The organism is Mastigocladopsis repens PCC 10914 (assembly GCF_000315565.1).
GTDB classification, from domain to species: domain Bacteria; phylum Cyanobacteriota; class Cyanobacteriia; order Cyanobacteriales; family Nostocaceae; genus Mastigocladopsis; species Mastigocladopsis repens.
Genome location: NZ_JH992901.1, coordinates 3,332,328 through 3,346,272, shown reverse-complemented (window position 1 = coordinate 3,346,272; position 13,945 = coordinate 3,332,328). Strand labels below are relative to the sequence as shown.

Annotated in this window: 9 protein-coding genes; 1 reads left to right on the top strand and 8 read right to left on the bottom strand. The window is 41.0% G+C overall.

From position 1 onward, the window contains the following. Positions 1 to 347: 347 nt before the first annotated feature. Positions 348 to 2,435: a glycosyl hydrolase family 28-related protein gene (locus MAS10914_RS30405; RefSeq protein WP_017317168.1), complete on the top strand. Its 2,088-nt coding sequence runs from the start codon at positions 348 to 350 to the stop codon at positions 2,433 to 2,435. 67 nt (positions 2,436 to 2,502) lie between these two features. Here MAS10914_RS30405 and glf read toward each other — a convergent pair whose 3' ends face one another. The 8 genes from glf to MAS10914_RS0117045 form a co-directional block, all read right to left on the bottom strand. Continuing rightward, positions 2,503 to 3,624 carry a UDP-galactopyranose mutase gene (gene glf, locus MAS10914_RS0117080; protein WP_017317167.1) on the bottom strand — a complete coding sequence of 374 codons (1,122 nt, stop codon included), beginning with the start codon at positions 3,622 to 3,624 and terminating at the stop codon, positions 2,503 to 2,505. A gap of 128 nt (positions 3,625 to 3,752) precedes the next feature. Beyond that, a complete protein-coding gene (locus MAS10914_RS30400; protein WP_017317166.1) occupies positions 3,753 to 5,774 on the bottom strand; it encodes an HAD family hydrolase in 2,022 nt (673 codons plus the stop codon). Between the two features lie 251 nt (positions 5,775 to 6,025). After that, on the bottom strand, positions 6,026 to 8,062 hold the full coding sequence (locus tag MAS10914_RS0117070) for an HAD family hydrolase (RefSeq protein ID WP_017317165.1): 2,037 nt from the start codon (positions 8,060 to 8,062) through the stop codon (positions 6,026 to 6,028). A gap of 111 nt (positions 8,063 to 8,173) precedes the next feature. Beyond that, on the bottom strand, positions 8,174 to 9,169 hold the full coding sequence (locus MAS10914_RS0117065; protein ID WP_017317164.1) for a ribose-phosphate pyrophosphokinase: 996 nt from the start codon (positions 9,167 to 9,169) through the stop codon (positions 8,174 to 8,176). A gap of 40 nt (positions 9,170 to 9,209) precedes the next feature. After that, positions 9,210 to 10,490, bottom strand: a complete 1,281-nt coding sequence (locus tag MAS10914_RS0117060; protein WP_017317163.1) for a glycosyltransferase — start codon at positions 10,488 to 10,490, stop codon at positions 9,210 to 9,212. Between the two features lie 32 nt (positions 10,491 to 10,522). Next, on the bottom strand, positions 10,523 to 11,566 hold the full coding sequence (locus MAS10914_RS30395; RefSeq protein ID WP_051151126.1) for a glycosyltransferase family 2 protein: 1,044 nt from the start codon (positions 11,564 to 11,566) through the stop codon (positions 10,523 to 10,525). Between the two features lie 83 nt (positions 11,567 to 11,649). Continuing rightward, on the bottom strand, positions 11,650 to 12,606 hold the full coding sequence (locus MAS10914_RS30390) for a glycosyltransferase family 2 protein (RefSeq protein WP_232224176.1): 957 nt from the start codon (positions 12,604 to 12,606) through the stop codon (positions 11,650 to 11,652). Positions 12,607 to 12,704: 98 nt separating this feature from the next. Continuing rightward, positions 12,705 to 13,820 (bottom strand): glycosyltransferase family 4 protein, encoded by a 1,116-nt coding sequence (locus tag MAS10914_RS0117045; protein ID WP_017317160.1) that lies wholly within the window; start codon positions 13,818 to 13,820, stop codon positions 12,705 to 12,707. Positions 13,821 to 13,945: the final 125 nt, after the last annotated feature.

Below are 13,945 nucleotides of genomic sequence, written 5' to 3'. Positions count from 1 at the left end.
TTTTGAAAATCATGTATTTTTTTTGTAAAGTTTCCGTTTCTTCCGGATATTTTTACTTTCAACGTGAATATGTTTAAATTTTTATTTGGACATGAGAGCAACAATTGAAATCCCCGTGGTAAATGCTTGTAAGCAGTCTTGCAAGGTGATAACCTAGAGCCAAAAATAAGCTTCTAGAACTGTCTAAACAAGGCTCGACGTGGTGCATTTAGGTAGATAGCCTGTTTAGGCAATGCTTGCGAGAGTATAGAGAGTTTTATGGTAACTGTATAAACCAAGAATCCTTTGCGTAGCGAAAGGAGGGAAAACGTCGCTATAACTGCGATATAGCAAGAAGCGAGGTAATTATGACAAAGAATAAGCGCAGAAAGAAAGTATTTTTGATTTCCATAATTTGTGGAATGATAGTACTCTCTCTGCTGTTTGCCTTCACAAAATCCATACTAGGTACAAACATCTCTGTCACTTTGTTAGGTCTTTCTGAGGAGAAGTCTCTTAACAAAGGGGAGAAAATTTGTGTTGCTACCACTCAATCGACAAAAGATAAACTCTTTCCTGAGAATATAGTTATCAATGTAAAGACTCGCTATGGAGCAAAGGGTGATGGTGTCACAGATGATACTCAAGCAATCCTGAAGGCAATTCGGGAGAACGTGGGTCAACGCAAAATTCTCTACTTCCCTAAAGGAACTTATCTTGTGAGCGATCGCCTTGAGTGGCGAGACACGAACGGCAAATGGCAATCACAACTATGGATTCAAGGACAGAATCGAACCAGCACCATTATTCGCTTGAAGGACAACGCACCTGGTTACAATGACCCCAGCAAGCCTAAAGCAGTAGTCTACACCGCGTCAGGACTTTATGTGGAGCAGCCTCAAGGTGGAGGCAAAGACTATCCTGCTAAGGGAGAAGGGAACGAGGCGTTTGCAAACTACATTGAAGACCTGACGATTGACACTGGCAAAAACCGTGGAGCGATCGCACTTGATTATTTAGCCAACAACACTGGCGCTGTTCGCAATGTCAGACTTCGTGGTCAAGGAATCGTCGGGCTTGACATGACTCGAAAGTGGATTGGTCCTGCTCTTGTCAAGAACGTCGTTGTTGAAGGCTTTGACTATGGTATCCGTATAGAGAGTGAGGTCAACGGTATTACCCTTGAGCATATTAGTCTTTGCAATCAAAAAATTGTTGGTCTACAGAACTCGGGCAACATTGTAGCAATACGGGATCTCTCGAGTAATAATAGTGTTCCTGCGTTACGCAACAATAACATTACAAGCCTGATTGCCCTTCTTGACGCGAACCTCCGTGGTGGTAGTCGCTCAGTAAGTGCTATTGAAAATAATAGCCGTCTGTTTGCCCGGAATGTCCGTTCTTCTGGTTATCGCTCAACAATTATGCAAGATAAGAAAGTTGTGAAGGGAAGTAAAGTCAAGGAGTTTACCTCAAGCACTCCTTTTACTTTGTTTAAATCTGCCTCCAACTCCTCTCTCAATCTTCCCGTTGAGGAACCACCAAACTATCATGACAACAATCTCTCAAACTGGGCTAATGTTGCGGATTTTGGTGCAATAGGGAAAAAAGCAGATGGAAGCGATGATTGGGACGATGATACGGCTGCAATTCAAAAAGCGCTCGACTCGGGCAAGTCTACTATTTACTTTCCGCCTGGTCGCTACTTTGTAAGTGATACCCTGCGCGTTAGGGGAAACGTTCGTAAGATCATGGCGATAGATGCTGTGCTTTCTCATAACGGAACAGGTTTTAAGGATGCAAACCGTCCGAAACCGCTCATTCGGATTGGAAATGGAAAAGCAACTGATGTGACCATTGAACATCTTAATGTCACGAACCTCTATCAAGAAGGCTCACCACAGCCTGGAATGATTGGTTTTGAACAAGCCACCTCCAGAACACTCTTTTTGAAGGACGTGGCTTGTTGTTCATTAAAACCTAACGATCAGAAGTATGTATTTCGGAACACGCCCAAAGCCGGGAAGCTCTTTATTGAGGATGTCTCAGCTGAAGGTTGGCACTTTGAGCATCCGCAGAAAGTCTGGGCTCGTCAACTAAACCCTGAAGGTACAAGTAAAAAGATATTCAATAATGGCGGAAAGCTGTGGGTCTTAGGTCTTAAGACCGAAGGAGGTAATATCAACACTGTGTTGCATACCAAAGGAGGCAGCGCAAGCGAGATATTTGGAGCATTATTATATGCGAATGTGACTGTGCCACCAAAGGAAATCGCTTTCATCAATGACAACTCTCGAGTTGCGCTCTCTTATGCCTCGATTAGCTACGGGAATAATAAGGATTTCCAGGTTCACATTCAAGAGAAACGTGGAGCTAAAAATCGTCAATTTACTCGCGATCAGCTCCTCTGGCATGGTAATGGACGTGCAGTGCCACTTTACGTGGGAGGGAAGTGAAGGCAACACAATAGATTAATCCCCCCAACCCACGGAGAGTTGGGGGGATGATTCTAAACATAACTGCTCACTGCGCTACTTCTTTCTCAAACAAGCTCAAAGCTCGTAATGCTGCTTGATCCATATCGTAGTACTTATATTCAGCAAGTCTTCCAGCAAAGATGACTGTACCTTTGAGTTTCTCAACCTCTTTCAGGTAAAGGTCATAACGCTCCCGATTTTCCTCACGTGGGATGGGATAGTAAGGGTCATTTTTCCCTGGAACGTATGCTTGAGGATACTCCATGACCAAGGTTGTTTTAGGTGAGGTTTGTCCTGACAAGTACTTCTGCTCAGTGATGCGGGTGATGTCGTAGTCGTTGGGGTAATTCACAGTACCCACTTCCTGGTAGTGTTCTTGATCTAGTGTGTCAAACTGAAAGCGTAGACTGCGATAAGGTAGTTCACCATACATATAGTCGAAGAAAGTATCGATTGGCCCTGTGTAAACCATCCGGTTGAATTTGATATCGTTAACAACTTCACGATAGTCCGCATTCAGGAGTACTTTTATATTTGGGTGAGCTAGCATTTTGCGGAACATCTCGGTGTAACCATACTTGGGCATGGCTTGGTAGGGGTCTTGGAAATAGCGGTTATCCCGGCTGATGTAGACTGGGACACGTCCTGTGACTCCCCTATCGAGTTCCTCTGGTTTCAGTTCCCACTGTTTAGCTGTGTAGCGCAAGAAAACGTTTTCATAGATGTAGTTAGCTAAAAACTCTAGGTCACCGCTGGCGCTTTCACGTAACTTAAGAATTGGTACTTTGACCCCAAAACCAAAGTGTTCTAAAAGCAAATCCTCCAGCTTTTCTGCATATTTTGGAGGAAAAAGAGCATAGAGCGAGTTGATGTTAAAAGGAATAGGAACTTTTTTGCCCTCTAGTACTCCCAGCACATGGTGATAGTAGTGTCTCCACTCTGTAAATTGTGAGAGATAATCCCAAATTTTTTTGGACTTGGTATGGAAAATATGAGGACCGTACTTATGTACTAAGATGCCATGTTCATTGTAGTAATCGTAGGCATTGCCACCGATGTGGTCTCGCCGTTCTACAATTAATACTCTTTGTGCAAGTTGAGTGGCAATTCTTTCAGCCAGCACGCAGGCAGAATATCCGGCTCCTACGATCAACCAATCTACTTTCACGCAACTTCTCCTTGCTTGAGGTTAAATTGTGGTTTGAAACTTTCACGAGCAACTGAAGATTCTGTGTTTTCCTCAGATTCTGATTCACTAGGAGGGCTTTCTGCTGAAGACGATCGGACAAGCCAATGTTAAGTCGTCTTAATAGCTGTTGATCTAAAACTACGCTTAAAGTCTTCCAAACTCTTCCTGATTTTACGTATCATCCTGACACTCCTTGGTCCTAGGAGCGTTCTTACAATAGCGTTACTTCTAGCAATTGAAGCAGCGTGCCAGACATCTTCATGTGGATGCTTACCATAAAGCAATAGTCGCCACCAGTCGGATAAACCGTAAATCGGTCCTAATTCATATAAGTCATTTTCGGTCATATCTCCCGACCAGACAGAGGAGCCAAACACTTGGGCTTCCTGACGGGAAGGATTTAGGACAAATTCCTTTGCTAAAATTTCAGATGCCTCTAAAAAAAGGTCAGTAGTACATTCTTGATCGTTCAGATTTGTGGTAATTTGCTCTGCAAATTCAACAGCAGCACCTTGCAGAGCATACAAACCCCAATTAATTGCTTGTTCGTTTTTTTGGAAACGAAGTACGGGAAGATACTGCTCACCGCATTGTTCATATCTTATGGTGCTCCCGTGATCTGCGGTAACAAAAAGGTCGAACAAGCATCTGTACTTACAGACAACAGAGCGAGCGCCTGGTTGGTCTACATCATGGAAATAAGCCAGTAAACGGTCAGTAGGCAATGGCCTATCCCGCTCTACAAGGGCAAAGTAAAAACCACAGATGCCAGCTTCTGGATAAAGACCTGCAATGCTGAGTACTTTACTGAAAGAGCGTTGTATACGCCCAGCCCAACCCACATCCACAAAACCATAGGGAACATCATCGTCTAGCCCTTCTTGGCGGAAGTAGCCGATCACCTTCTCGCGACAGGTAGCAGCAGTTGAAATGATAAGGTCAGTGACCTCCTTTTCAGTGATAACCTGCCTTAGTAATCCCCGTTCCTGCTCCTGAAGATTCAGATCCCATTTTTCTGTTGGAAAACCATAGCGACTCAGCACGTCTTTAATTTGCTCTGGTGAAATGTTAACCCGGTCGCAAACGGAACGAATTGATAAAAATTTAGTACCCCCCGTACCTAAAATCCAGTCAAGCTCAACCTCGCCAAGCTCTTGGATAGCAGGCAAATGCCATGCTTGACGAGAACCGTATAAGTAGCGGCAGTCTATTTTCAATCCCCAATTTTTGCAAATAACTTGAGCAATTTTCTGCAAAATTTGCCCATCTCTGGCGACAAAATATAGTCTTTGAATACCTTTTTTTTGCGCTTCTACTAAGCACCAGTAGACGAAACCGAATAAAATAGGAGCGATCGCACTTGCTGTTGTATCCCAAATAACTTGCTTATCAGGAGTTGTTTGTTGAGACTGCAAACGAGTGAGTCTGCTAGCACCTGCTAATAGGGATCTAAACTTTATAGGTAGCTGAGTGTTGTCTGCTATTTGTTCTTCATAACGATTGAGGTGAGCCTGAGTAAAAAATTCATGGGGAATACCAAGTTTTCTTGGTCTTTTTACATCTGAGCGTAAATTATCTCCCACATGATACAACTGCGATGGTTTGAGCGCTTCTTCTGCCAAACAATGTCGAAACAGCTTGCCCGATAGTTTATTAACTCCTACTTTTGATGAAACGTACAGAGTACTACCAGGTGTCCAGACTTTCTTTTCTTTTAAGAAAGCCTGAATAACCTCTTCAGGTAGATACATATCTGAGAGGAATATAATTTGTTTATTTGCTTGTTGAAGTGATTGAATTTTATTTTGAATTTCTGGGACTGGACGTAAACTCAATAGCTCAATTTCTATTTCCTTCTGTTTTGCTTTTTCAACTGCATCGCTTGACCACTTTAAGGAAGGAGCAAGTTGTTCATATATTTGTTCTAGTGTGACTTCTTCTACAGGTAAAGTCTTTCTTGCAGTGCTTTCCGCCTCTATTCTTAGTTGACGCCAAGATTCTGGCGAAATCTGAATGAGATTGTCTTTTTGTAATTGATAGCCTACTTCCCAGAAGAGATGAGTTGGTCTGACCCAAGTTCTAACCAGGGATGTATCAAACACGTCAAATGAGTAAACTATCTTTTTCATCAGGTTTCACCGATTATGGGATTCAACAAAAAACGCAAGATTTTGATTTATTTATTTACTCGTAGATTGAGTTGTTACCACAGACGGTATGACAATTGTGGACTCTTAAAATTCGTTTTGTTATGAATCAAGACTTTGATAGATTTAGAAATGCCTCTGAGTAAATCCTGCCTGGAAACAATTATTTTCAACATCATTGGTGGAAAACAATTCTTATTTGTCCAAGATGAAGACGATAGTCCAAGCCCAGGTTACGTAAGTTGACTCACTTGTTTTGGTAAAATAGAAAGCTTTAACTTGCCTAACTTCTTCCTTATCTTGCGAATCATGGTGAATGTCTTTGGTCCAAGGAGCTTTCTCAAAATGGCGTTACTTCTGGCAATTGAAGCTGTAAACCAGACATCTATGTGTTGATGCCTACGATAAAACAGTAGTCTCCACCAGTCAGCTAAATTGTAAATGGGTGCTAATTCATAGAAGTCATTTTCAGTTTGATCTCCAGATATCAAAAAGGAACCAAAGGTCTCTGCTTCCTGACGGGAAGGATTAAGGACAAATTCCTTTGCCAACATTTCAGATGCCTTTAGGAAAAGATCAGTTGTACATTCTTTCTCGCTTAAGTTGCTTGTCATTTGCTCTGCAAATTCAACAGCAGCACCTTGCAAAGCATATATCCCCCAATTAATTGCTTCTTCGTTTTTTGGGGAACGAAGTACAGGAATATACTGCTCACCGCATCGCTCATAGTTCATAGTGCTACCATGATCTGCTGCGGTAAAAAGTTCGTATAGGCATCTGTACTTACAGAGAGGATAGCGATCAATCGGACCGTATACATCATGGAAATAAGCCAGTAAACGATCATTTTGAAATGATTTGACCCGGCTATGAAAGGCAAAGTAAAAACCACACACGCCAGATTCTGGATACAGACCAGCAATGCTCAACAATTTACTAAAAGAGCGTTGTATGCGTCCACTCCAGCCGACATCCACAAAACCAAAGGGAACTCCATCGCCTATCCCTTCCTGACGAAAGTAGCCGATTGCCTTCTCACGGTATGTGGCAGCAGTTGAGATAATAAGTTCAGTAACTTCTTTCTCAGTGAACACCTGCGTGAGTAAATCACGTTCGTGTTGCTGAAGATTACTATCCCATTTTGCTGGTGGGAAACCGTAGCGACTTAGGATATCTTGAATTTGCTCTGGTGAGATGTTAACTCGGTCACAAATGGAACGAATTGATAAAAACTGAGTGATATCCTTAGCACTAGTACCCAACAAAAGCCAGTCAAGCTCAACTTTGCCAAGCTCTTGGAGAGCAGGTAAATGCCAAGCTTGGCGAGAACCGTATAAGTAGCGGCAGTCTATTTTGAATCCCCAATTTTTGCAGATCACTTGAGCAATTTTTTGCAGAATCTGGCCATCTCTAGCAACAAAGTATAGTCTTTGAATCCCTCTTCTTTGGGCTTCTACTAAGCACCAGTAGACAAAACCAAATAAAATAGGAGCGATCGCACTTGCTGTTGTATTCCAAATAACTTGTTTATCAGGATTTGTTTCCTCAGAGTGCATACGTGTTAGTCTACTAGCCCCAGCCAATAGGGATCTAAACTTTAAGGGAAGCTCTGTAGTGTCGGCTAGTTGTTCTTCGTATCTATTGAGGTGAGCTTGAGTAAAATATTCAAATGGAATACCTAGTTTTTTCGGAACTTTGACATCTGCGTGCAGGTTATCTCCAACATGACATAACTGTGATGGTTTGAGAGATTCTTGTGCCAAATAGTGTTGAAATAGCTTACCAGATGCTTTATTAATCCTTGTCTCTGAGGAAACGTACAAAGTACTACCTGGTATCCAGACTTTATTTTCTTTCAAGAAATTCCGTATCACCTCTTCAGATAGATACATATCTGAAATGTAGATTATTGGTTTTTCTTCTTGATGGAGTGATTGAATTTTCTTTTGGGTTGCTGGTACTGGACGTAAACTCAATAGCTCAATTTCTATTTCCTTCTGTTTTGCTTTTTCAACTTCATAAGTTGACAAGTTTAAGGCAAAAGCAAGTTGTTCATATATTTCTTCTAGTGTGACTTCATATGTCGTTCCAATCTCTCTTGCTTTTCTTTCAGCCTCTATTCTTATTTGACTCCAATATTCAGGTGAAACTTGAATGATATTTTCTTTTTGTAGTTGATAGCCTACTTCCCAGAAGAGGTGGGTTGGTCTCACCCAAGTCCGAACTAGGGATGTATCAAACACGTCAAATGAGTAAACTATCTTTTTCATCAGAGTTTCACCAATGTTGTTATAAAATTCAACGAAAAGTGCAAGACTTGACTTATTTGTTGATTGATGTTTTAGTCAGGGAACATGAGTGTATGTATGAAAAATTTTAATTTAGCTGTGAAACATACTGCTAAGAGAACTATCTTTATGAATGCGGAAGATTGTCTCACCAATGAGATTAGCGACAGATAATACTGTCAATTGTGGAAAGCGCTTCTGATCCACAATGGGAATGGTATTTGTAACGATGACTTCTTCAAAGTAACCGCTTGACAGACGTTCAATCGCAGGTGGTGAAAAGACTGCATGGGTTGCACAAGCATAAACTTGGCGTGCATCTTCGTTGCGAAGCAGTTTTGCTGCTTCGGTGATAGTGCCTGCGGTGTCTATCATGTCGTCCACAAGAACAGCCGTTTTACCTTGCACGTCACCGATGAGATTCATGACTTCAGCAACATTGTGTGCCTGACGACGCTTATCGACAATGGCAAGCGGTGCATCGTTGAGTTTCTTGGCGAATGCTCGTGCTCGCGCTACTCCGCCAACATCAGGGGAAACAACAACGATATCAGAAAGTTGCTTGCTTTGCAGATAATTTAGCAGGATAGGGGAGCCATAGACATGATCTAGTGGAACGTCGAAGAAGCCTTGAACTTGATCTGAGTGCAAATCCATTGCCAGAACGCGATCAGCACCTGCTTTGGTAATGACGTTTGCCACTAGTTTAGCCGTAATCGATTCCCGTCCTGCTGTCTTACGATCTGCTCTGGCATAGCCAGAGTAGGGCAACACTGCTGTGATTTGCCTCGCCGAGGCGCGACGACAGGCATCAATCATGATCATCAATTCCATGAGGTGATCGTTGACTGGACAACATGTGGGTTGAATCAGATAAACGTCGCAACCTCGAATTGATTCCAGAATTTGAACATAAATCTCTCCATCGGCAAACCGCTTACGGACTGTAGGAGTCAACTCCATACCAAGATACTGAGCAACTTCCTGAGATAGCGGGACATTGGCTGAGCCAGAAATCAGGCAAAGACGGTTATTCTCAGAGCTAATTGAGGTAGTGGTTGAAAGTGTTAGAGTTGGAGCAAAAACCATATCATTCCTCAAATGTGTTTTCTGTAACGTAATGCTTGACTTATCTGTTTATTACAGGTTCAGGCTGTACAACAGACGGTGTGGATATTTTCGACAATAAATGCTCAAAATTCTGATAGAGTTGCAGATGCTTCTCAATGAATGCATCTCTTGAAAAGTTCTTTTCAATATCCCTTCTTGCCTGCTGACCCATTGATTCCAAATCGGTGGATAATAATGCTTGGCGCAGGGCTTGATTTAGTGCCTGCTGGTTAGTAGGGTCAACAAGGATGCCATTACGTCCCGTCTGTATCATCTCTGGAACACCCCCTGTGGAAAAACCAATGACTGGAGTAGATGCAGCCATTGCTTCCATAACAGTAAGTGGCAGATTATCGGCAAGGGTACAGAAGAGCATTACATCTGCTGCGGAGTAGACTTGAGCTAAGAAGTTAGGGTCTGAAATATAACCCATCTCTCTAAACTCAAGTCCCTCCAATGCCTGCTTCAATTCATCGTTGCAATGTCCCACAGCTAGAACGAATGGGGACAAATCGCGCACACTTTGAAGGGCTGTAATTGCATACTGCACGCCCTTACGAATATCATTGAGCCAATGTGCTGAAATAACAACTACTTTACGGTTTTCTGGGATACCTAAACTAATTTTTACATCTAGCTTTTTCTTTAACGGAAAAGCTTTCAAATCAAGACCATTCGGAATGACTATAGGTGGAATTTTAAACTTGAGAGCCTGTTGAGCCTGTTGAGCCATCCATTGACTCGGAAATATGTAGCGAACATTGAATTGCCCAGCAACCCATCGTTTGATTGCTTGAACTTCTCTTGTGTGATCAGGTATGTGAGCTTTCTTTTTACCCGGAGGTAATTGGGGACATTTATGACAATGGCTAGTAAACTTCTCACAATCCATTGGGTACAGACAGCCACCAGTAAATGCAGAACAGTCATGTACCGTGAAAAAAGTTGGTTTGCGTCGAGAAGTTAGAGCTAAAGTGACCGGAGATATGGCAGTATATAGATCATGAAAATGGACAATATCATACTTATCGAGAACTCTACTTAGATTCAACCAGTATTCAACAGGCAACAGTTCACTGAAACCGTACTCATTGGTCTTTTCATGAATCTTTTCACAGATCCTTTTTCTACGACCTTCTCCATAGAGATTGCGTTGGAAAGAAAGAGGCTCTTTGTAGTTCAAAGCTACAAAATGATCAGTTGAATACCCTGCATCACTTAACCAGTTAGCGAGTTCCTCGGCAACTCTACTTGCCCCACCCGCAATTCTATCAGACTTGCTAACAATAGCTATTTTCATATTTCAGAGATAGTTACTATATTTAAGTTCATCTAGCTAGCACTAGACATATCTTTTTTTTGTTTGAGTAATTGCATATCAAACTTTAAAACTCCGTACAACACATACCTAGCTAAAGCAGTTAAATAAACTTTAAGAGTCGGTTTACTAGGAGATAGTTTTAAGTGCCAACCTGCATGAATTAGGCTACTTTTCCACATTTCTTTATTAGCTAACTCTGAGTAAAAGTAATGAGCTAAACCTGCAATGTAGGAATATCTGTTATTATCAATTTCTCGGCGAACTTTCTCAGGTAATTGCTGCATACACATATCAACTGTATATTTGGCTTCCCAAATATTTTTACCTGTAAGTGCTAAACGACTTGTATCACTTCCTGAATGAATACGATAGTAAGCAACCTGCTTATCTAAAGTAACTGCCTTGCCATGAAGACCGGCTCTAAAGAACATTTCCCAATCAGCAGTATGGCTAAGTGGCAGATAATAACCACCGCTATGCTCATATACCTTGCGAGGTACAACCGCAGTAGGTGTATGAATCTCATTTCTAAGAGCTTGAATTTCTGCAAATTCTGTTATGATTCCATCTATATTTGCGAGTGGAGATGCAACATGGATGTGCTGATTATTTTCATCAACGGAAATTGAAGGGCTAATTATTAAGGTAGCGTCTGGATGTGATTGCAAAAGTTCTGCATATGATGAATAAAAATCAGGTGCAACAAAATCATCACCGTGAAGAATGTGGACAAATTGTCCTACGCTACGCTGAATACAGGTGTTGAAGTTACGAATTGCACCTACATTTTGAGGTTGACGATAGAAAGACACTCGACCTTTCCCTATTTCTCTGACTACTGCTTCTGAGTCATCTTTAGTTGAGCAATCATCGACAACCTCAATTTGCATATGTTCAGACCCAGGGTCTTGAGCCAAAACGCTTTCAAGAGTTTGGACAAGGTAATTTGCACAGTTGTAAGTAGGAATCATTACTGACCAGAACGGCCTGTGAACTCCTTCAGGGATAGGAGTAATTTGAGGATATTCTATTTTTTGGAAAATTTTTGATTTCATAGCATCTAAAAATTTGGACTTCAGCTTATGCCGTTACACCCAATATTTGATTAATACAGTTCAGCGTGAGGCATAAGCTGAACTTAAACTGTTGAAGATTGACGTAGAAAGCTTTTGACTTTATTTGGTATTCTTAATATTAGATTAATTAATTTAGACAGAATTGATGGACTAGTAGGAATTTTTGGTATTGCCTCTTCATTTATGACATATTTTCCATCATGTGCATCATACAAGAATTTAGATGCTTCGACGACTCTTTCTTTCCATGATTGCGGAATATAATTTTTATCGTACTCAAAATTATTTTCATCACCAGCATGACTATTATCTAAATCTATTTTTAGCTTCCAATCTCTTCGCTTTTCATGCAGAAAAACTCCATTTTGCATCGCCTCCATTCGGGTGTCTAGTCTTTTCTGTATTTGTTGCGGTGAACGATACTGAAAATGTTTAAGCCTTATCCTTTTTATATAAGAAGCACCGAGTCCAGATGGCATTGGCGCTTCACTTTTTACTAAGCTTTTTTCCCACACTAAACTTTTTTTATATCTAAAAAAGCGAGGTTCTGACCAGTTATTGATGTAATAGCGGCATTTCTCTTCTACTGGTACATCATCTGCATATAAGGATGGATTCTGATTATAGAGATAGAAATCTTTATCTGTAAAATAATATTCAAAACTAGCTGCCCAAACAAGTTCATATTTCCTTGGTATCTTGGATAGAAATACTCGTGGAGCGTCAATATATATTTCATCAGCGTCTAACTTACACCACCAATCTCCTTCAGAACTGTTGGCTCGATAATGGTTAAAAGGTTCACTACGAAGACTATCTGCGAAAGGCTGGCTATCCTGCTTATAGGGAATTATTTGTTCATAGTCTTTAGCTAGGTTTATAACCTTTTCCCAGGTTCCATCAGTGCTGCCGTTGTCATAAACATAAATGAAATCCGACCAACTTGCAGCAGACTTTAAAGTCTGAGTGATAATATCAGATTCATTCTTGACTAAGCATATACTATGAATTTTCATCATTACACTCCTCATAATCCTCCTATAAAAATTATCTGATATCGCACTCTTTCAGCCCTTTTAGAATTCTTAGGCTTCTTAATTAGAATCTCTTGAAAGAATCATTCCACTAATAGTTTTATCTCGCTCACAAATTCATCTATGGGATCGCGGGGAATTACTTTTCGCACGCTCACATATGCCTCTTTAGCAATTTCACGCCATGATTCTCTTCTTTGCCAAGCTCTTTCCATTGCCTCATCCAGACACTCAGCTTTAGGAGCGATTGCTACAAAACCGTTGATGTTATCCTCAACTAATTCTGTGTTTCCCGCGACATCAGTCACAATGCAAAATCGACCACACAGCATTGCTTCTACAATTGCCAAAGGCAAGCCTTCAATCCTAGAAGGCAAAACTAGAGCATGATGGTCAGCCCAAATAGCTTCAACATTATTTACATAACCACCGAATTTTACGTTATTCAAGCTCCATAAATCTTTTAAGCGTCTCAAGGAGTTTCGCTGCTCACCATCCCCAAACAGGGTGACCTCAATCGGTCTGTTTTTCCACTTTTGAGAACGGAGTACCTCGAATAGTATGTCTTGCCCTTTACAATATAGATCCAAGCGAGCTACACACGCTAACTTCAGCACATCATTATCTTTAGGCCATGATGGAGCTACGTCATAAGATACTTTATATGGATTTCTGACAACCTTGGCATTAACAAGTTCTGATGCCAACTGCTTTACTGTTAGTTCCACATTTCCTTGAGATACAAAAAAACATTTTTCAGCACTTTGGTAAACCTTCGCTGTTTTTGCAGCTAACTCATCAGATGGCCAGAAATTTTCCCCTGCAGCGTGAATAATAACAACATAGGGAATATTTCTTCTCAAGCATGCCTCCATCCAACCTTGATCTTCATAATTACATCCTTGAGAAATCACGACTAAATCAGGCTCAAATTTATTTAACCAATTAAAGAATAATTCTTGTTTAAAAATTTTAAAAGCTAACTTTTGAATAAAATTACTGCGATACCATCTGCGGACAACACAACAATTTGACCGCTCAAGTTCCTGAATCTTTTTTGGTTCTGGCTTCCAACCTTTAATGTTTACGCCAACAGTAAAGCCTTGTTCAGCCATTCTGATAGCAGTTTGTGACCATAGTTCCTCGCTACCGCACCAAGGTGTCCCTTCATTAGTAGAAATAAAAGCAATCTTTTTCATAGATAGAACATTTTCATCGACGTTCCTGCTGGACTCTTATGTAACTTACAGAATAATATTCTTTTTTGATGCGGTAACTGTGCGGCATAGATGCTATACGAACATCGCGAGCAATTCCTTGTACC

What these genes read in the sequence shown, in the direction of transcription:
- MAS10914_RS0117060 (WP_017317163.1), bottom strand. Translation starts at nt 10,490, where the DNA reads ATGAAAATAGCTATTGTTAGCAAGTCTGATAGAATTGCGGGTGGGGCA.
- MAS10914_RS0117070 (WP_017317165.1), bottom strand. Translation starts at nt 8,062, where the DNA reads ATGAAAAAGATAGTTTACTCATTTGACGTGTTTGATACATCCCTAGTT.
- MAS10914_RS0117065 (WP_017317164.1), bottom strand. Translation starts at nt 9,169, where the DNA reads ATGGTTTTTGCTCCAACTCTAACACTTTCAACCACTACCTCAATTAGC.
- MAS10914_RS30395 (WP_051151126.1), bottom strand. Translation starts at nt 11,566, where the DNA reads ATGAAATCAAAAATTTTCCAAAAAATAGAATATCCTCAAATTACTCCT.
- MAS10914_RS0117045 (WP_017317160.1), bottom strand. Translation starts at nt 13,820, where the DNA reads ATGAAAAAGATTGCTTTTATTTCTACTAATGAAGGGACACCTTGGTGC.
- MAS10914_RS30400 (WP_017317166.1), bottom strand. Translation starts at nt 5,774, where the DNA reads ATGAAAAAGATAGTTTACTCATTTGACGTGTTTGATACATCCCTGGTT.
- MAS10914_RS30405 (WP_017317168.1), top strand. Translation starts at nt 348, where the DNA reads ATGACAAAGAATAAGCGCAGAAAGAAAGTATTTTTGATTTCCATAATT.
- MAS10914_RS30390 (WP_232224176.1), bottom strand. Translation starts at nt 12,606, where the DNA reads ATGATGAAAATTCATAGTATATGCTTAGTCAAGAATGAATCTGATATT.